The organism is Paenibacillus sp. (genome assembly GCF_048976745.1).
Taxonomy (GTDB): Bacteria; Bacillota; Bacilli; order Paenibacillales; family Paenibacillaceae; genus Paenibacillus.
Genome location: NZ_JBHGUU010000009.1, coordinates 471,115 through 490,895, shown reverse-complemented (window position 1 = coordinate 490,895; position 19,781 = coordinate 471,115). Strand labels below are relative to the sequence as shown.

17 protein-coding genes are annotated in these 19,781 nt (G+C 44.6%); 3 read left to right on the top strand and 14 right to left on the bottom strand.

Features of this window, described 5'->3' with window-relative positions; all coding sequences use genetic code 11:
• Positions 1 to 125 precede the first annotated feature (125 nt).
• The 10 genes from dnaJ to gpr form a co-directional block, all read right to left on the bottom strand.
• Entirely contained in the window at positions 126 to 1,250 is a 1,125-nt protein-coding gene (gene dnaJ, locus ACE3K2_RS17745) for a molecular chaperone DnaJ (RefSeq protein ID WP_421892908.1), read from the bottom strand.
• A gap of 129 nt (positions 1,251 to 1,379) precedes the next feature.
• A complete protein-coding gene (gene dnaK, locus ACE3K2_RS17740; protein ID WP_091028373.1) occupies positions 1,380 to 3,224 on the bottom strand; it encodes a molecular chaperone DnaK in 1,845 nt (614 codons plus the stop codon).
• 160 nt (positions 3,225 to 3,384) lie between these two features.
• Positions 3,385 to 3,948 carry a nucleotide exchange factor GrpE gene (gene grpE, locus ACE3K2_RS17735; RefSeq protein ID WP_215076481.1) on the bottom strand — a complete coding sequence of 188 codons (564 nt, stop codon included), beginning with the start codon at positions 3,946 to 3,948 and terminating at the stop codon, positions 3,385 to 3,387.
• A 45-nt stretch (positions 3,949 to 3,993) separates the two neighbouring features.
• Positions 3,994 to 5,025, bottom strand: a complete 1,032-nt coding sequence (hrcA, locus tag ACE3K2_RS17730) for a heat-inducible transcriptional repressor HrcA (RefSeq protein ID WP_036615092.1) — start codon at positions 5,023 to 5,025, stop codon at positions 3,994 to 3,996.
• 255 nt (positions 5,026 to 5,280) lie between these two features.
• On the bottom strand, positions 5,281 to 5,751 hold the full coding sequence (locus ACE3K2_RS17725; RefSeq protein ID WP_421892903.1) for an N-acetyltransferase: 471 nt from the start codon (positions 5,749 to 5,751) through the stop codon (positions 5,281 to 5,283).
• A 118-nt stretch (positions 5,752 to 5,869) separates the two neighbouring features.
• Complete coding sequence (hemW, locus tag ACE3K2_RS17720) at positions 5,870 to 7,054, bottom strand: radical SAM family heme chaperone HemW (RefSeq protein ID WP_339306680.1); 1,185 nt, start codon at positions 7,052 to 7,054, stop codon at positions 5,870 to 5,872.
• A 219-nt stretch (positions 7,055 to 7,273) separates the two neighbouring features.
• Positions 7,274 to 9,088, bottom strand: coding sequence for a translation elongation factor 4 (gene lepA / locus ACE3K2_RS17715; protein ID WP_421892900.1), 1,815 nt, complete (start codon positions 9,086 to 9,088; stop codon positions 7,274 to 7,276).
• 145 nt (positions 9,089 to 9,233) lie between these two features.
• Positions 9,234 to 9,593, bottom strand: a complete 360-nt coding sequence (locus tag ACE3K2_RS17710; protein WP_421892897.1) for a hypothetical protein — start codon at positions 9,591 to 9,593, stop codon at positions 9,234 to 9,236.
• Positions 9,594 to 9,646: 53 nt separating this feature from the next.
• Complete coding sequence (locus tag ACE3K2_RS17705; RefSeq protein ID WP_421892894.1) at positions 9,647 to 10,942, bottom strand: stage II sporulation protein P; 1,296 nt, start codon at positions 10,940 to 10,942, stop codon at positions 9,647 to 9,649.
• Positions 10,943 to 11,087: 145 nt separating this feature from the next.
• Positions 11,088 to 12,089, bottom strand: coding sequence for a GPR endopeptidase (gene gpr, locus ACE3K2_RS17700; RefSeq protein WP_421892891.1), 1,002 nt, complete (start codon positions 12,087 to 12,089; stop codon positions 11,088 to 11,090).
• A gap of 175 nt (positions 12,090 to 12,264) precedes the next feature.
• On the opposite strand from gpr, the gene rpsT reads away from it, so the two are divergent.
• A complete protein-coding gene (gene rpsT, locus ACE3K2_RS17695) occupies positions 12,265 to 12,537 on the top strand; it encodes a 30S ribosomal protein S20 (RefSeq protein ID WP_024628504.1) in 273 nt (90 codons plus the stop codon).
• Between the two features lie 188 nt (positions 12,538 to 12,725).
• On the opposite strand, the gene holA is transcribed toward rpsT, so the two are convergent.
• The 3 genes from holA to ACE3K2_RS17680 all read right to left on the bottom strand — a co-directional run bounded on the left by holA (position 12,726) and on the right by ACE3K2_RS17680 (position 15,816).
• A complete protein-coding gene (gene holA / locus ACE3K2_RS17690; protein WP_421892888.1) occupies positions 12,726 to 13,742 on the bottom strand; it encodes a DNA polymerase III subunit delta in 1,017 nt (338 codons plus the stop codon).
• A 257-nt stretch (positions 13,743 to 13,999) separates the two neighbouring features.
• Positions 14,000 to 15,271 carry a zf-HC2 domain-containing protein gene (locus ACE3K2_RS17685; RefSeq protein WP_421892886.1) on the bottom strand — a complete coding sequence of 424 codons (1,272 nt, stop codon included), beginning with the start codon at positions 15,269 to 15,271 and terminating at the stop codon, positions 14,000 to 14,002.
• A complete protein-coding gene (locus ACE3K2_RS17680; RefSeq protein WP_017687205.1) occupies positions 15,268 to 15,816 on the bottom strand; it encodes an RNA polymerase sigma factor in 549 nt (182 codons plus the stop codon). The genes ACE3K2_RS17685 and ACE3K2_RS17680 overlap by 4 nt, the downstream gene beginning before the upstream one ends.
• 350 nt (positions 15,817 to 16,166) lie before the next feature.
• On the opposite strand from ACE3K2_RS17680, the gene ACE3K2_RS17675 reads away from it, so the two are divergent.
• Positions 16,167 to 16,469, top strand: a complete 303-nt coding sequence (locus ACE3K2_RS17675) for a hypothetical protein (RefSeq protein ID WP_421892883.1) — start codon at positions 16,167 to 16,169, stop codon at positions 16,467 to 16,469.
• Positions 16,470 to 16,613: 144 nt separating this feature from the next.
• On the opposite strand, the gene ACE3K2_RS17670 is transcribed toward ACE3K2_RS17675, so the two are convergent.
• Entirely contained in the window at positions 16,614 to 18,638 is a 2,025-nt protein-coding gene (locus tag ACE3K2_RS17670; RefSeq protein ID WP_421892880.1) for a copper amine oxidase N-terminal domain-containing protein, read from the bottom strand.
• 685 nt (positions 18,639 to 19,323) lie between these two features.
• On the opposite strand from ACE3K2_RS17670, the gene ACE3K2_RS17665 reads away from it, so the two are divergent.
• Entirely contained in the window at positions 19,324 to 19,776 is a 453-nt protein-coding gene (locus tag ACE3K2_RS17665; protein ID WP_421892877.1) for a hypothetical protein, read from the top strand.
• Positions 19,777 to 19,781 lie beyond the last annotated feature (5 nt).

Genomic DNA, 19,781 nt, shown 5'->3' with positions numbered 1-19,781 from the left:
TTCTTCGTAGCCTATATCCATAGTTTTTGCCAAAAACCACTGAATCACTAAAAAAGGCGTACAAAAAAGGACACCCAGCGGTAAAAACCGCTTTGGTGTCCTTTTGATTTTGCTTTATTTTATTCTCAGTCGCCGCGGAAGGCACGTTTCACTCGATCAAAGAAAGATTGTTCATGCTCATGTGTTTGCTCTCCATCCAGTGCAGCAATTTGGCGAAGCAGATCTTTCTGCTCGTCATTCAGCTTACTAGGTGTAACCACAACCACTTTCACATGCTGATCCCCTTGCCCCATTCCGCGCAGGCGTGGTACGCCCTTGCCTTTGAGACGGAAATACGTTCCCGTTTGTGTACCAGCTGGTACTTTCAACTTCACTTTCTCGGTCAACGTCGGGATCTCAACCTCATCTCCCAGAGCCGCCTGAGCAAAGGTAAGTGGGATTTCGCAATAAATATCGTCGCCTTCACGCTCGAAGAAATCATGTGATTTCACGCGAATGACAATATACAGATCTCCGGCTGGTCCGCCACGCAGACCTCCCTCGCCCTCACCTGTCATACGCAGTTGCGCGCCATCATCTACACCCGCTGGAATACGAACATGGATTTTGCGTTGCTTGCGGACTTTACCGCTACCACTGCACGTTGTACATTTTTCTTTGATAATTTGGCCCGAACCGCTACAGTTCGAACATGCACGACGATTCACCATACGACCAAACGGTGTATTTTGCACGACTTCCTGCTGACCGCTACCGTGGCAGACCGAGCAGGTTTCCGGTTTCGTTCCAGGTTTTGCACCTGAGCCATGACAGGTATCACAGCCTTCAGTACGCGGAATTGTAATATCGGTTTCTTTACCAAATACAGCTTCCTTGAACTCAATCGTCATCGTGTACTGCAGATCATTCCCCCGTTGCGGAGCATTGGGATCACGTCGTCCACCGCCACCGCCGCCAAAGAACATGTCGAAGATGTCGCCAAATCCGCCGCCGCCAAAATCACCGCCACCACCGAATCCACCCTGATTCGGATCGACATGACCATATTGATCATATTGTGCACGCTTTTGACCGTCACTCACTACGTCGTAAGCTTCTTTGACTTCTTTAAATTTAGCTTCCGCATCAGCAGCCTTGTTTACGTCAGGGTGATACTGACGGGCAAGCTTACGGTAAGCCTTTTTAATCTCATCGTCGTTAGCCGTTTTACTAACGCCAAGCACCTCATAATAATCACGCTTTTCAGCCACTCTTCCACCCCCATATCATTCACCATATCGCACATCGTGACAAAAGGAAAGCCAAAGCGCGGGAGCCCCGGCTATGACTTTCCCTCTAATTCGAACGTCACCGATGTTTAATTCGCGTAGAACTACGAATTAGTTTTGTTTTTTATCTTCATCCACAACTTCGTAATCAGCGTCTACGACGTTGTCACGTTTAGCGGAACCTTGTTGCTCTTCAGCACCTTGTGCTTCTTGCTCTTGCGCCTGAGCTTGCTCATACAGTTTCACGGACAGTTGTTGAACGATCTCTGTCAGTTCTTCTGTAGCAGCTTTGATATCTTCCAGGTTGTCGGAAGCCAGAACACCTTGCAGTTTTTCTTTGGCCGCATTTGCTTTTTCAACTTCGCCAGCATCTGCTTTTTCACCAAGATCTTTAATCGTTTTGTCAACAGAATAGATCAATTGATCGGCACTGTTTTTCGCTTCAACGAGTTCTCTGCGTTTTTTATCTTCTTCAGCATGCAACTCAGCATCTTTCATCATTTGCTCAACTTCTGCATCGCTCAAACCGCTGGAAGAAGTGATTGTGATTTTTTGAGTTTTGTTTGTACCTTTATCTGTTGCAGATACGTTAACGATACCGTTGGCATCAATATCGAAGCTAACTTCGATCTGTGGAACGCCACGTGGAGCTGGTGGAATATCACCCAACATGAAACGTCCAAGCGATTTGTTACCTGCTGCCATCTCACGCTCACCTTGCAGAACATGAATCTCAACGCTTGGTTGATTGTCTGCATACGTAGAGAATACTTGAGATTTGCTTGTAGGGATCGTAGTGTTACGCTCGATCATTTTCGTGAATACACCACCTGCTGTCTCGATACCCAGCGACAATGGAGTTACGTCGAGCAATACAACGTCTTTCACGTCACCTGTCAGTACGCCCGCTTGTACAGCTGCACCCAAAGCTACAACTTCATCCGGGTTAACGCCTTTGTGTGGCTCTTTACCTGTCAGTTTTTTGATTGCTTCTTGGACTGCAGGAATACGTGTGGAACCACCAACCAATACGATCTTGTCGATATCGTTAGCTGTCATACCCGCATCGCTCAATGCACGACGAGTTGGTTCAAGCGTACGCTCAACCAGACCTGCAGAGATTTCTTCAAATTTCGCACGGCTCAGGTTCAACTCCAAATGCTGAGGAACACCATCAGCAACCGTGATGAACGGCAAGGAGATCGTTGTAGTTAATACGCCGGAAAGTTCTTTTTTCGCTTTTTCCGCTGCATCTTTCAAACGTTGAACCGCTGCTTTATCTTTACTCAAGTCAATGCCTTGATCTTTTTTGAATTCACTTACGAGATAATCAATGATTACTTGGTCAAAGTCATCCCCACCCAGTTGGTTGTCCCCGCTAGTTGCTTTAACTTCGAAGAAACCGTCACCCAGTTCAAGAATGGATACGTCGAACGTACCGCCACCCAGGTCATATACGAGAATCGTTTGGTCTTCGGATTTCTCCATACCATATGCCAAAGCTGCTGCTGTAGGCTCGTTGACGATACGCAGAACTTCCAAACCTGCAATTTTACCCGCATCTTTAGTCGCTTGACGCTGACTGTCATTGAAGTAAGCTGGTACCGTGATAACGGCTTGAGTTACCGTTTGACCCAGATAAGCTTCAGCATCAGTTTTCAATTTTTGCAGGATGATTGCAGAGATCTCTTGTGCAGAGTAATCTTTGCCATCGATTGTTTCCTTGTGGGAAGTACCCATGTGACGTTTGATCGACATGATCGTACGATCCGGATTGGTGATCGCTTGACGTTTCGCTGTTTCACCAACAACGCGCTCTCCATCTTTTTTGAAACCAACTACGGATGGAGTGGTACGTGCGCCCTCCGGATTCGGAATTACGACAGCCTCGCCGCCTTCCATTACTGCTACGCATGAGTTTGTTGTTCCTAAGTCAATACCGATTACTTTGCTCATCCGAAAATTTCCTCCTCAACAATTTAAAATGAATAGGTCTGATCTGACCCTTATTTAGATGTTCATGTTGCTAATCGTGCTCTATGTGTACAAACCTTTATATTAAACTTCGCCCACATTGTTCAACCACGGAGCCAACTCATTCCTTCCTATAAGGAAATTATGAGCTGACTTTAACCATAGCTGGACGAAGCACTTTATCTTTCAGCATGTAGCCTTTTTGGACTTCCTCAACAACGATACCTTCTTCGTACTCGTCGCTCTCCACTTGCATAATGGCTTGGTGGAATTCAGGATTAAACGGTTGTCCTACCGATTCCATTGCCGTCAGACCTTCATTATTCATCACCGTCTCCAATTGACGGAAAATCATTTGGATGCCCTTGGAGAAAGATTCGACCTCTGCTCCTTCCGGTACAGTAGCCATGGCGCGCTCGAAGTTATCAATAACCGGTACCAGTTCGGTGACCAGCTTCATCGAAGCATATTTAGCCAATTCTTCTTTTTCCTTCTGCGTACGACGACGGAAGTTATCAAAATCAGCCTGTGCACGGACATAACGCTGCTGTTGCTCCTCAGCTTCTGCCTTCAGACGTGCAAGCTCATCCTGCTCCTGATCAGCGATCTCTTCAGCTTGTGCTTCTGCAGCGCCAGCTTCATTAATAGGCTCCTGCTCAGCTGCTGTTACCTCTTGTTCTTCTGTAAATGATTGCTCCTCTTTCAAGATGTTCACCTCCTTATGCGAATGAAATGGTTCATCCCCGAATCTTTATTTGAAACGATGCGTCAACATCGCCGTCAAGTCACGGGATAGTGTATTTAAAATATGAATGACACGTGCATAATCCATCCGCGTGGGTCCCAGAATACCGATCGAACCCAAAGCCTCACCGTCCAATGAATAGGAGGCTGTAATCAGGCTACAGTTGGCAAAGGCTTCATGATCATTCTCAGTACCGATTCGCACTTGAATACCAGATCCACCCGGCACGGGCATCATCAATTTCATGAGTGTTGGTGTCTCTTCAAGCAGGTCAAGAATATCTTTTACCTTTTCGATATCTTTAAACTCCGGTTGAGTCAACATATTGGTGGCACCACTGAGGAACAGACGATTATCATGTTCGTTATCAAAGGCACTGTTCAGCACCTGCATAACTTCCTCGTAACGTGTAATATGCCGTTCCATCTCTTGCCCAAGTTCGGTATAGAGACGTGATTTCAATTTGTAGATTGGTACGCCCACAAGTTTGGTATTTAACAAGCGAACGACATTTTCCATCTCGGCTACCGAGATTTCTGGTGGAATCTGGACCGTCTTGTTCTCCACCTGACCTGTATTGGTCACGATGATTGCCACAGCTTCACTCTCGTTCAACGGAAGCAATTGGAAGTGACGAAGGGACGTATGGAATACTTCAGGTCCGAGCAGGATCGAAGTATAATTGGTCATATGTGACAAAATATTGGATGCATGCTGAATAACTTGTTCCATGACGTTCAGTTTTTCAGCAAAGAACGACTTCAGATCATCCAACTCCTGAGGCTCCACCTGGTTCCAGGGAACCAAATGATCGACATAATATCGATAGCCTTTATGGGATGGAATGCGTCCAGCCGAGGTATGCGGCTGTTCCAGAAACCCCATATCTTCAAGATCCGCCATTTCATTACGGATCGTCGCCGGACTGTATCCAACATCTCCCCTTTTGGAAATGCTCCGGGACCCTACGGGCTCAGCTGAACGGATATAGTCATCCACTATAGCGTTCAGAATCATTCGTTGACGCTCTGTTAACATGGTGAGTATTCCCTCCTTCTGACTGCACTGTCCCATGTCGTTAGCACTCCAGTTAGATGAGTGCTAAGCGGTAATACAAAAATACCAAACTGACGTGAACATTGTCAAGTGAGTTTGATGAGTGGGCTCATCTATTTATAGTATAGACCAATGTCGACGAGTCCTAACAACTTTATTGTACATCCTTTAGAGTAAAAAAGGACTGCATGTAGGGCAGAGGTTGACTCGGCTCGATCCATGCAGTCCATTCAGTTATTAGGCTGTAACGTTAAGCTCTTTTAATACCGCGATCTCATCACAACAATCCTGTTTACTGCAATGAACACAGTCAGTCCATACTTTCTCGGGGAAAATCTCTTTTTCCACCACAGCAAAGCCGTTTTTGAGGAAGAAGGATACTTCATATGTCAACGCCATAACCTTGGGAATCTGTTGTTTCTCCGCTTCTTCTACCAGTCGGTCCAGCAATCGGGAGCCAATACCAAGCCCTTTGTGCCCTTCCGAGATACCGAGTGATCTGACTTCCACCAGATCATTCCCCAGACGACAAAGCGATCCGCAACCCACCACTTCACCATCCACTTCGGCTACAACAAAGTGCTCCAGCTGCCGGTGCAGTATTTCCCGTGATCGCGGAAGCATGATCCCACGCTCTGCATAGCCCTTAATCATTTCATACAGTGGTTCAACATCTTCCGGCACGGCTTTTCTGCATATTACCGACATCCTGCTCTCCTCCTATTACCAAGCTTTCCAGAGGAAAGCTGACTTCGTAGTTGTTAAATTAACACGCTCTGTAAAATCAATATGAATAAATATACAACAGAGCGTATAGAATTTCAAGCTACGAATTCAGCGATATGGACCCGATAAACTCCGCAAAAACGTCATTTCCGAACAGGATACCCTGCTCGCTCAGTCGGAAGCCGTCTGCCGTCCGCTCAAGCAACCCTGCGTTCAACATTTTGCCCAAAGGCTTTGCAAATACTTCTTCCATGGACTCTCCGAACTGTTCGCTAAACCGTGAGGCCGAAGCCCCCTCCAACATTCTCAGTCCCACCATCAAATAATCTTCCATAGCCTCCGGACGAGCAATCTCAAAATGATCCAGACGAGGCAGTCCTGCTCGTGAAGCTTCAACATATGGATTTATACCTTTAATATTCATATGACGTTCGCGGCCTACATATCCATGTGCACCTGCACCCAAACCGTAGTAGTCCTCATTACGCCAGTACGTGATATTGTGACGACTCTCGAAGCCCGGCTTGGCAAAGTTACTGATCTCGTATTGCCCATAACCTGCTTCTTTCATACGTCTCATTAATAGAAGATACATCTCCAGCTCGTCATCTTCATGAGGAAGAGGTAGCTGGTTCTTCTGATACAATGTATGGAAAAGGGTATTCTCTTCCACTTTCAGACTGTAGATGGAGTAATGCGGAAGATCCAGTTCCAGCGCTTTATCGATGCTCTCATTCAACATCGCTACAGTCTGATTCGGCAACCCGAACATCAGGTCAATGGACAGGTTATTCAGTCCCGCTTTTCGAGCGTTCTCCAGACTCCGATATACATCATCCGTATTATGAATACGGCCAATACCTGTGAGCAGATCATTCTGAAAAGCCTGCACACCAAAGCTGACACGGTTTACGCCGCCTTCTTTCATCGCAGCGAGTTTCTCCGCATCTGTTGTTCCCGGGTTGGCTTCCATCGAAAATTCAATATCGTCCGCCCAATTTGGGAAATACGTCTTCACGGAACGAAGAAACACTGCCATCTCATCCGGTTTCAGAGCTGTTGGCGTACCCCCACCTACAAATATGGTTTTGATCTCACCCGGTGGATTTGCCTTAACTGTATGTTCCATCTCCCGTTCCAGCGCTTCGAGATATTGCATCACGGGCTGATCTTTCAGAACGTAAGAGTTAAAGTCGCAATAAAAACATTTATTCGTGCAAAAGGGAATGTGAAGGTACACCGCTTGGGGCGCACCTGTCTTCCGGCTGTGTGCTGCCAATGTCATGGCAAGTCCCCCTCTATTTGAAAAAAGGAAAGCCATCCGGCTTCCCTTTCAGCTTAGTTATTAATATTCTGTGTTGTACCCTGTTTGTAAGCAAACGTCTTTAATCTAATTTGAATACACACATGCTGTGTTGTACCCGAGACAAAATATCGTTTATCCTTTCATACACAAATTATTGATGTACCAAAAGGATTCACGTGACGTTTGCAAGCAAACGTCCTAGTCATCAATTTTCAGTACCGCCATAAATGCCTCTTGCGGCACCTCAACGTTACCAACCTGCTTCATCCGCTTCTTACCTTCCTTCTGCTTCTCAAGCAGTTTCCGTTTCCGCGAGATGTCACCACCATAACACTTGGCAAGTACGTTTTTACGCATCGCTTTTACCGTTTCACGAGCAACAACCTTAGTACCTACAGATGCCTGAATTGGCACCTCGAACATTTGCCGTGGAATCAGCTCGCGCAGTTTCTCACAGACAATGCGTCCGCGGTTATAGGCACGGTCACGGTGAACGATGAAGGACAACGCATCAACCTGCTCACCATTGAGTACAATATCCATTTTCGCCAGGTTGGACTGACGGTAACCAGACAGCTCATAATCCAGGGATGCATATCCTTTGGTACCGGATTTCAACTGGTCGAAGAAGTCATATACAATCTCGGACAACGGAATCTGATAGGTAATGGTAACCCGGGTCGTGTCCAAATATTCCATATTCACATATTCACCGCGTTTATTCTGACACAGCTCCATAATGGTACCTACATAATCATTCGGTACGATAATATCTGCCTTGACGTACGGTTCCTCGACGTAATCAATCCGTCCCACCTCAGGATAGTTGGATGGGTTGTCGATTTTCATCACTTCACCATTCGTTAAGGTAACGTGGTAGATTACACTTGGTGCCGTTGTGATCAACGGAATGTTAAACTCCCGCTCGATCCGCTCCTGGATCACGTCCATGTGAAGCAGTCCAAGGAATCCACAACGGAATCCAAAACCGAGTGCACTGGATGTTTCCGGTTCAAAGCTCAGAGACGCATCGTTCAACTGCAATTTCTCAAGTGCTTCACGCAGATCAACATAGTCCGATGTTTCAATCGGATAGAGACCACAGTATACCATCGGGTTAATTTTGCGATAACCCGGCAGAGGTTCCGGTGTTGGATTTTTGGCATCTGTCACCGTATCCCCGACTTGTGTATCGCCTACATGACGAATACCGGCAACGATAAATCCAACGTCACCCACGTTCAGCTCGTCCACGATGGTCATGCGAGGTTTGAACGCTCCAACTTCAATGACTTCAAATGATTTACCTGTTGCCATCATTTTGATTTTGGAACCGGATTTGATTTTGCCATCAACCACACGTACATATACGATTACACCTTTGTACGGGTCATAGTGCGAGTCAAAAATCAGCGCTTTCAAAGGCTGGTCAGGATCACCAGTCGGTGCCGGAACACTTTGCACCACTTGCTCCAGAATCTCTTTGATCCCGATACCCGACTTGGCCGAAGCCAAAACCGCATTACTTGTGTCCAAACCAATAACATCTTCCACTTCCTGCTTCACCCGTTCAGGATCAGCACTTGGAAGGTCAATTTTGTTGATAACTGGTAAAATTTCAAGGTTGTTATCCAATGCCAGATACACGTTCGCAAGTGTTTGGGCTTCAATTCCCTGAGCTGCATCCACAACCAGCAGAGCACCTTCACATGCAGCAAGACTGCGTGATACTTCATACGTGAAGTCTACGTGTCCTGGTGTATCAATCAGATTCAATAAATATTCTTCACCGTCATCAGCTTTGTAACTCAGCGCAACTGCCTGTAGCTTGATTGTTATTCCACGTTCGCGTTCAAGGTCCATCTTATCCAGAACCTGTTCCTGCATTTCACGTGAAGTGAGCGCACCTGTGTACTCCAAGATCCGGTCCGCAAGTGTTGATTTGCCGTGATCTATATGTGCAATAATAGAAAAGTTACGAATTTTACGTTGTCTTGCCCGAATGTCAGTCATTCCTTACCCCCAGAAACAGCCTAGTGTCAATCACTTCATTATAACAGTTGATGCAGAGTGCATCAATCCCGTGATGTCTCAACTTTGATAATAAAGTGTGATCATGACCTCCTGAGGTTATATTGTACCTTTAAATTATAGTATTTTATTCAGCAACGCCGCTAAAAAGAGAGACCACCCACTTGATTCCACTATGTGAGAGATTTTGCAATAGTCCAGCTGTTTTGTCCGCCAACACATCAACCGGAGCCTTACTCTGATCTGCCCCAAGCACTTGGCTTGGAGACTGAACAGGTACAAATGGTGGTTCTTTGATCTCCTTTTGGACAGGTGCAGTTGGAACAGATTCGGTAACCGATGAAGTTGGCTCAGTTGTCACCACCGTTGACGTGCCTTCGGATGGATTGCCCATATGAAAGTTGCTGCCTGCCAGCTGCATTCCAAACAGAACACCCAGTAACATTAACACTGCCATGGATAACAGTCTTTTACCGAATCTGGACATATACTTTGCCTCCTGTCACTCTCTACTATTTTGTTCTTCATACATATATACTCTTATCCCCCCTGCGAAGATGTCTTCGCACTAGCTTTGTCCACCTTCTGATCTTCCCAATACACTTGAGCAATCATGTCTGCGAGAATTTTCGATGTACGTTGTAATTCAGCTCCTGTGTTGTCGATGCCACCAATCTCAATCAGAATGCTGTTGGGTGAAAGCGTTTGGTTATACTCTCCATTGTTGGCTCCTCCGCCATCCTTGCCCCACACACCACGGGATACCCCAGGATACTTGGCTTCCAGTTTCTTATGAATTTTCGCTGCAAAAGCTTCATTCTGCCGCCAATTTGGATTTTCATGTCCAATAATGAAGTACACTTTGGCATAGCCCAAGTCATTAATGGTCGTGGTTGTTTTGCCATGACGCTGTGAATCACGATGAATGTCGATGAGATACGTCAGATCGTCATTTTGAGCAAGTGCCGCTTTTACTGTTTGACGAGAGTATTTATAGGAGTAGTTCCAGTTATAGTCCTTTACTTTGGTGGGGTAATCATCCTTGGCGTGTTCTACGCCGATTCCCAGTTTCTCCAAACTGTCTGAGAGGTAGGTTCCCACTTGAAACACATTGCCTGTTGATTTGCCTGATGATGGATTATCACTTTTCGTACCTAGCAGTGGATTGTAGCCTTCCCGTGGATGGGAATGATAGATAAGAATTGATTTTTTGCCTGTTGTCGGTGAACCTGAGTTGTCTTTCTCGCCATTCTTCGCTGGTGGATCTTCCTTACCTTGTCCATCTCCAGGCTCACTCGAATCAGATGGATCCGTGTTGTCCTGACCTGGTGGAACATGCAGCTCACTACCGGGTTTTCCTCCACCTGCGGAAGCCGTATCCGTAAGACCGGGACCGGGCTGATAATCCTCGGGAGCCTCTGCTTTTTCGTTACCAGAGCCAGGACGGAGCAGGACAGGTTGGTTGGAACCCATGCCCGGCATTTCTCTCGCAATCAAGCTCTTGGGATCTTGAGGATTAACATTCGTTAGTAATTGGAAAACAAATGAGGTGAGATTCTCACCGGATATGGCAGAGGTCTGTTCTTTCTGGGTGAGATGAGGCATCTCCATACCGAGCATATCAACAAAAAAGCGACTTGATACGGCACTCGCAAATCCTTTCATGGAAGACACGGGTGAATTATTCAAGCGTTTCTCTGCCATGCCGCCAAGACCCAGTACGATAAAAAACAAGGCAGATATGATCATAAGCAACAACAACGTACGGCCCATGGCCAGCACGTGCAGACATCTTTTTTTCCACTTTCCAATATTCCAGGCCAATATCTTGTTCATTCTGCTGTCTCCTTCCCTGCTGGACAACTCTTATACTTCAACTCTATGAGCCCGCCCAATCTGATAGAACAGGAAAATGAAAGATTACAGAAACAAAAAAAGAAAGTCCGATAGATTCGGACCTTCTTCTCAGCAGTTTTAAGTTTTAATGTGTATAAGCGGCTACGTTATCCGGATTCACTGCATCATGGAGTGCGGCATTAAGTCCTGTGGCGATGACGTTGGCAATGCCCTCAATAAACTCATCGATTTCCTTTGGCGTAACAATGAGGTCATGACCCAGGGGCTCCAGTACCTCTTTCACCAGACTTAAGCGATCTTGCTCACCGATGTCATCCAACATGCCCATGATCTGTTTGGTCTGATCCGTTTCCTGGCGGAAGTGTGAACGCATCATCTCAATCACATTGTTCACAATGGTGGACGCATAACATACGGTTGGTACTCCGATGGCGATGCATGGCACGCCTAATATCTCACGAGTCAGGCCACGCCGTTTGTTTCCAATACCGGATCCAGGGTGGATACCAATATCTGCTACCTGAATGGTGGTATTTACACGTTCCAGAGAACGGGAGGCCAGGGCATCAATTGCAATAATAGCATCTGGTTTGGTCCGGTCTACAATCCCCTGTACGATGTCACTGGATTCAATGCCCGTTGTCCCTAACACACCAGGAGCAATTGCGCTGACCTCCCGATATCCTGGCGCAACCTGATCGGGCACCAATTCGAAATACTGACGGGTTACCATCAGATTTTCCACAACAAGTGGACCGAGTGAATCCGGGGTGACATTCAAGTTGCCCAGACCAACAATCAAGACCTTGGATGTTTTGTTGATCCCGGCCTTGATCATAAAATCTTCCATTTCACGTGTGAACTCGGCGGCAACTCGCTCCTGTAACTCCGTATCACCATTCCGTAGTGAAGGCACCTCCAAAGTGACATAGTGACCTTTCACCCGTCCAATGGCCTTGGCTGCTTCTTCATTCAGGACATCAATACGTGTAATCGTAATGCCCTCTTTTTTTTCCACATCTTCCCGTAATCCGGGAATCGTCTGTTTCTGTCCACCTTGAGCCATTTCCTTGGAGTCAATCGCCAAATCGGTACGAACTGTATAGTTTTGCAAATCCAGTGTCATTCTGTCCCTGCCTCCCTTACCGCATTTGAGCATATTGTGTGGGAAAAAGAGTTTCTTTATGCAGCATGTCGAACATCGTAGGAATATCTGTTGCATTTTACATGCTAGCGTGATAGAATATTTTAAGTTGTGAAACGTTTGTATTCATGCAAATGCCTTACAGGAGGTGAATGTAATGCCAAACATCAAATCCGCTGTTAAACGCGTAAAAACGAGCGACAAGCGCCGCGCACTCAACGCTTCCCAGAAGTCTGCACTCCGTACAGCTGTAAAAGCTGCTGATGCTGCTCTGGTAAGTAACGAAGTTGATACTGCAAAAGCTGCGATTCAAGCTGCTTCCAAAAAGCTGGACAAGGCTGTAACTAAAGGTCTGGTTCATAAAAATGCTGCAGCACGCAAAAAGTCTCGCTTGGCGAAAAAACTGAACGCTCTTTCCGCACAAGCGTAAGAAGCGTTACTTATACGATCCAATGGAAAAATCCTGAACAGCATAGGCTTTCAGGATTTTTTAGTATCTGATTCGATAAGTATAAGACACATACAAAGCGACCTTTATTCCGATGATCTAACCATCATGGAGCTAAGGTCGCTTTGTTTGTTATTTACACTAGTAATCTATTACGTTTACGCATCCATTCACGCACCAAGTCTCAATAAGAACAGCTCCAGACCAAGGACTTTATCCACCGCTCCTGTTTTCATCTGGTAATCCAGTTCGCTGAGATGACTCAGAATCATTCTCAGACGTTCCGGCTGAAATTTACGCGCCTGTTCTCCAGCAATCTTAACCGCATACGGATGCAGACCAAGTTGACTGGCAATCTGCTGTTGGGAGTAGCTTTGTTGGCCCAACTCTTTCACCTGAATCATGATCCGAAACTGTCGTGCAATTAAAGCCGCAATTTTAATCGGTTCTTCCCGCTGCTTCAGCAACTCATAGAACAGAGCCAATGCTTTCTCCAGTCGCAAATTAGCAAGCTCTTCTACCAGTGAAAATACATTTTGCTCTGTACTGCGGGCCACCAGTGATTCGATATCAGCACGCCGGATGGTTCCCCCATTACCCGCAAACAAACATAACTTGTCCACTTCAGCAGAAAGGGTCTGTAAACCTGTTCCTGCATAGCTGATTAGCGTTTCCGCCGCTCCCGCCTCCAAGGAAACATCACGCTGCTTCGCCAGTTTCACGATCCAATTCAACAACTCGTCTCCACTAAGCGGGGCAAAAGCAAGAACGACTGCCTGTTTCTTGACAGCCTTCACCAGTTTCTTACGCTCATCCAGCTTATCCCCTTGGGCAAGAAAAACAATCGTACTGTAATCTGCCGGATTTTCCATATATGTAAGCAGACGATCAACCTGATGTTCAATCTTGGATTCTTTACCTGCAGTGAACAGGCTCGCATCCCTTACAATAATTAATTTACGTGGAACCAGAAAAGGTACAGTCTCTGCTTCTTCGATAACGACCTCCACAGCCGTTTCAGACAAATCATATGGAATTATCGCAAAATCACGATGTTCTTCTTCAATAACCTGCTCTTTTAACATATCCGTAAATTGCTGTATCTGATACTTTTCCGTTCCATACAGCACATAGATCGGAGCCGGTTCTCCACTACGTATTGCCTTTGTCGCACTTTTTACATCCATTCACGGTGCCTCCTTATCCCTCTTATCCTACCAGAAAACACGCAAGACAACAAAGGGACCTTACATCCAGTTTACGGATGAAGGTCCCCTGTCCTACATCTATATAAACGCAGACACCAGCAGTTCTAGAAAAAGCCGGTGCGCGGTCATACGACGTCAGTTGTTTGAACTGAGATAGGACGTTTTGTTACTTCCAATATATGCTTGTCATACTGAAAATGTTCTTTCGTTTAAAGGCGCGTACTCCCCAATTTTAATTATTTCGCAGGAGCTCCACTTGAAACAGCAGGCACATTAAACGAGTTCTTCGCCGTTGTTCCGTCCTTGTCCGTTTCGTAATTAAATAGGGTACCATCCTTCGACCAACTTGCTGACTTCAGTGTTCCCTCTATACTGCGTTGTTCAACCAAATTTAGAACATCCGGTTCGCCCACAGGTTTGGAGTAGATGCTGATCTGGTCACCAAGGAGCATGACTACGTAAGAGCCGTCTGGTGATTTCCATTCTTTTGGTGCTGCCGTCGTAGTCATCTCCTGATCCGGTCCTGCTGCGAATCCTTTGTTTCCTCCAGAGGCGTCTGCACCTGCACTGTCATCAGGAGCAGAATTGCCTTCTGCTGGAGCATCTTCATTCGGTACAATCATCTGAGAAGTGAAGGTATCTCCATTGTCTGTTTCAGTTACTCCATTCTCTTCACCATCGGATGGAGATCTTGGTGCACTTCCTGAATCTGGATTCTTCTGCTCGGTATCCTGGTTCTGAGCCTCACTCTTCTGACGATCCGTCGAAGGAGAACTGGACGAATTGTCTTGTGCTCCTTTGTTCGGAGCAGGCGTTGATTCGGTAGCCGGTTGTTGAGGTGTCGGATCTGACTTAACCTCAGGCTCCTGTGCCTTTTCTCCACCGTTCTCTTCAGGCGTTGTTTCTACTCCCTGGTTATCCGGTTCAGTTGGTGAAACATTCGATTGATCCACAAATACATCATTGCTGCTTGGTGCGGAAGAAGCTGCAGCAGGATCATAATTTTCAATACTCTTGCTTAGTGGATTTTCATCCACATTGCCGCTTTCTTGAGTAGCTCCAGAGCTCAGCAAGGAATCGGCATTTTCAATCTGTTCAGGCTGATATCCCCAGATGGCAAATCCCAGTACAACTGCCGCAGCCGCTGCACCCATGGACATACGTCCTGCCATCGAGTTAAGCCATTTTTGCTTCGTTTTCCGCTCACTTGAACGTTGTAAATTCTCAAATGCAGCGGGGACAGGATTCATTTCCTGTATGGTGCTACTTTGTTCCTTCCGCGCTTCGTCAATGGCATCAAGCTGAGGCATAATCGCATCCACCAGACTAAATTTCGGGCTTACTTGCGGCAATTCTTCCAGTTCTCTGGAAAGAGCTCTGAGTAAACTAAAATTCTCGGCACACTCCGGACACTTCGCCACATGCTGTAGCATCTGCGCGGTTTCCGCTTCGCCCAGATCATGATCCAGATAGCGGTGCATCCATTCCACCACCTCTTCGCATTTCATCCTGTCACACCACCTTTCTGATATTCCTGTAGTAGATTCTGTAATTGCTGTCTGGCTCTAAATAAATAAGATTTCACCGTATTTAACGGAAGATCGAGACAATCCGCAATTTCATTGTAGGATAAGTCCTGCAAATATCTTAGAACAATAACGGTACGATGATGCTCCGGAAGCTTGTTGATCGCATCCTGAATGTCTTGGGCCACATATGTAGACATGACCTCGTATTCCACATCCTGATTATCCTGAAAAACCATATCATGTTCGTCTATGGAGACGGACGGTTTGGTTCGTCTGAATTTATCAATACAGATGTTGGTGACGATGCGTTGTACCCATGTTTTGAATTGGGCCTTTTCTTCGTATGAGTTGATTTTGGTGTAAATTCGGATCAACGCTTCCTGAGCAGCATCCAAAGCGTCCTGTTCATTATTTAGAATGTAATATGCGGTCCGATAGACATGTTGTTCAATCTCCCGCAATAGGGTAATTAGAGCGTCGCGATCGCCCGATTGAGCGGCTCTGATGAGTTCCGGCTCTACCACAAAGGATCCCCCTCTCCCTGCAACCTTACAGACGTGATCATCAATAAAATTGTTGCAAAGTTAAGTATTTTTTAATTTGCCATAACAAAATAACGGCGTATGTATTAGGGCCGCTGAAATCTTCTCTTAGAATAACAGAAATTGCATAACGAGTCACCAAACGTATCCAAAAGGGATTCCATTACTTACACGACTCAATTCAAATGCAATGGCATACATTATAGCGAAGTACTTTTTTGGTTCTGAAAATAAAAAAAGTCGAAATTTGTCCAAATTTAAGCTATTTTTAATGCATTTTTCATGAAAATGGTGTATTGTAAATTTACATTCATAAATACGAGGTGATGAGCATGCCAGCTCTAGCGAAAATTCAAGCTTTAAAAGAACAAATGCCCAAAGAATACCAAAGCATTTCCCACTTTGTGGAACATGCACTGGATTCCATTGATACTCTGGTTGAGGAGCATCGGAAGTACGTAGCTGCACAAGCCTTATACGGCGATAAAATCGTTGGATCGGAAGAACGCTTGTACAGAGAAACCGTACTTGATGTCAGAGCACAGCTGTTGATGACTCTTGAGAAAACGGTAGAAGATCTGATGCACAAGGGAGATAAACACTGGAACAAACACTTTAAGGATGGCGTGGAGTAGTTCTTTTTTATCTACGATTTGAAAAAATGGCCCGTTTTCCGATATTCTCCCTCGTGGAGTGTAACGGAAAGCGGGCTTTTTTTTGTTCTGTACTGGGATGTTCTGTAACTTGCAATCAAATGAAGTGATGAATTGGTGTATTCATCAATAAATCACGATCAGTTTGCCATTGAGAAACCCTAAAGCTCTTATGCCTGCTGAGCTGCCATACACCCAAACTTCGATTTTGCCTTTTGAACTCGTTTCATACGTAATGTTCGTTGGATCTCCCCATGCAAAGCGCACCTGCGTTATGTTCATTCCTAGAGCTACTTCTCCGGCAATTATTTTATTCCAAGTAGACTTGGACCAATTGTATTTCTTGTACGGATCAGAAGAGAAGAATTGGTTGGAATCGGCAAGCATCTCCGTCACACTGGAAGGTGTACCTCCTGCGTAAGCGGAAACGGTTTTTCCTTTTGCATTACGGAAGACAATAGAGTAACTTCGATCACCGTATTTAATCTTCTCAATTTTGATGTCTGTAATGGTCACTTTACTGAAACGTTGCCCTAAACTCGTATCACTGTTAATCCAGTAGGACTTGCCAATGAAGCGACCAAGATTCCCCAGCTCTTTTTTCTTGATCAGGGCAAGTGTGTCCTTCGATTCCACCAGAATAGAAGAATTTCCAACCAGCACCTTTGCCTGTTTTAGTTCAGCATCCCATCGAACCTGAATACCCGCAGCCTGTCTTAACAAATCCGCAGGAAATACAGTTTGTCCTCCAATCGTTTGTACTATCCCTTTCAACTTTAGTTCTTTGTTGTTTAATCGCGCAACAGCACTCCCCTTTTGCAAAGTAATACTGTCATCTCCAAATTGAATGTCAAAAGATGAGCCTTTCACATCTATTTTGGCTCCCAAAGTTTTGAAAACCGACTGTACTGGCAAGTAGATATGTCCATCTAACAATGTGGCACCTGTTAATTTTTTTCCTGAATCCACGTTCAGCTGAAGACTTGAAGCCAAACCTCCTATCTTCAATGTCACTTTGGTTGTTCCCATGCCCGTAACCTTTAGTTTGCCTCCTGCCTGAATCTGTGCAACTTGGGGCTGATCCACTATAAGTTCTTCAGGCAACGGCGCACGTTTGTTTTTGAAACCGTTACTATAATTTTCCTGAACGGTAAGGGTGATCGTATCCCCAATATTAGCTTCCTTGGAAGATGCCGTAAGTGTCACTTGATTTAACGCGGGAGCTAATAGAGGAGTTAACTTTCCATTATCATATGTAGCCCATGATCCATCCTGTAACTGTGCATATAGTTCATCCAGATTAGGCGCATACACCATCCGCAATATGTTACTTAAACCAGACAGTTGCTCGCCCTTATATTTGGCAGTTCGATCGTAGCTCCAAACGGTTCCATCCTGTTTCACCGTGAGCAGCTTATGCGTACTCCCCCACCAAATTAAAGATTGCACATTATTCGCAACCGTGATCTGCTCATCCTCATACAGCATACTTACAATCACTACCGAGCCATCATTTTTCAACACTGCTGCGTAAACACCATTCGTTGCAATTGCTTTACCACCAGGTACATTTCCGGCTTTGCGTATTTTGTTGTATTTGTCATAATATATATCTCCTGAGGAAGATAATGCGGTATAAGAAGCATCTCTTCCAGACCTATCCCGATAAGAATCCGCATCGATAATCGATTCCAAAATCTTAGCCTGATCATCAAAATTATAAAGATTCCCATCCTGAAGCTGAACCCATCCATGGCCATATACCTTAATAACACCATTGAATTGTTTCGTTACTGGTATATGCGCATTATCCTTATCCCACCGAATCACTTGGCCATCAGCAGTCCAACCAAAGATGAAATAATCGTCTGATTTTGAAATACCAATCAGTTTTCGATTTTGTGTCCATACTCCACTTGTAATCCCTTTAGACCAAAGTGTACCATCGTCCAGCAAATAATCATTCCGATCAAGAACTGAAGTGATGGAGTTACCCGATCCAGATGATGCCAAAGCAGAGGACTGTCCTGCGATCAAACTGATAACTAAAAGTCCAATGCATAGGGCTATCGCTTTTATAATCCATTTCAATCTAAACTTCTGAGTTGCACTACTGTTCCTTTTACTTTGTGTCATTTCTACAAGTTCCATTTTCTTGATCCCCTCATTATTATGTATAGTGCTACGATCACTAAGTATTTCTGTCCCTCTATGGTGAACCTAACTACTATTCGGTAAAAATAACCATACTCCTGCAATAAAAATTACTTAACACTAATAAAAACCGCAACTTAAACCATATTTTCACACGAATTTAACGAATAACATATAAATACTTCTATTCAATAATCTAAAATGGCATATAAACGTACATCCGTAACAAAATTTCAATTGAATATAGGGAGATTAAATGAATATAAAAATCTTTTTTAAATATTTCCTAGGATTCTTTCTACTCTGTAATGTGTTACTTTTTGCTTTTAATATGATAATAGGGCTTAGAAGTTGGGATCAAATCGATCAGATACTTAACTTATTTAGCACAGCTATAATTAGCTTGCCGATTAGTATCTTGAAAGCAAGAAAGTAACATATTTTTAGTCAACTCCCCCACGTGACAGTCGAGATGTGCTTAAAGTACATAGACATTGAATATGTCACCACATGCAATTCAAGAAAAAAGTCGTTCACAGTGAAACGACTTTTTTCTTTTATAGGTCGACCAAGTACTTTATTTAACTCCACTTTTTCTAAACCTTCATATGTTAAAATATAGTAACTACCTTAGCCTATCTCATGTTGAATATATTTATTTAAGATGGAGGTCAATATTTGAATGACAAACACACATAAGATCAATAGGCCGCGCGGAAAAATACTTGCAGCTGTATTAACTGCTATTTTCATTTCACTGGCAATGGGGATATATCACTATGTCCCTTTGGATGAAAGAATGGAGAATACTTACTATTATTCATTCGGGTATAAATTTGTAGTTGGATTATTGATCAACCTCGCTATTTTACTTTTCTTAATTACGCCACTTTCCATATTGGTGGATGGTTTGCTTTTATACAGAAAAAAAGATAATACGTATGTGAGATTGCTCTTTGCTATTGCCGCATATGTTCTATTAGGCTTCATAGGTGGGATCATCTTCTCGATATTTACACTTAACTTCAGCACTTTTTCTGCTCAGTCTATTCACATTATTATAAGTTCTCTTGTCTTTTTAACTTTCCAGTTGGTATTCAATTGGGGTTTTCTTCACTCATCTTCACACAGATAAATAGA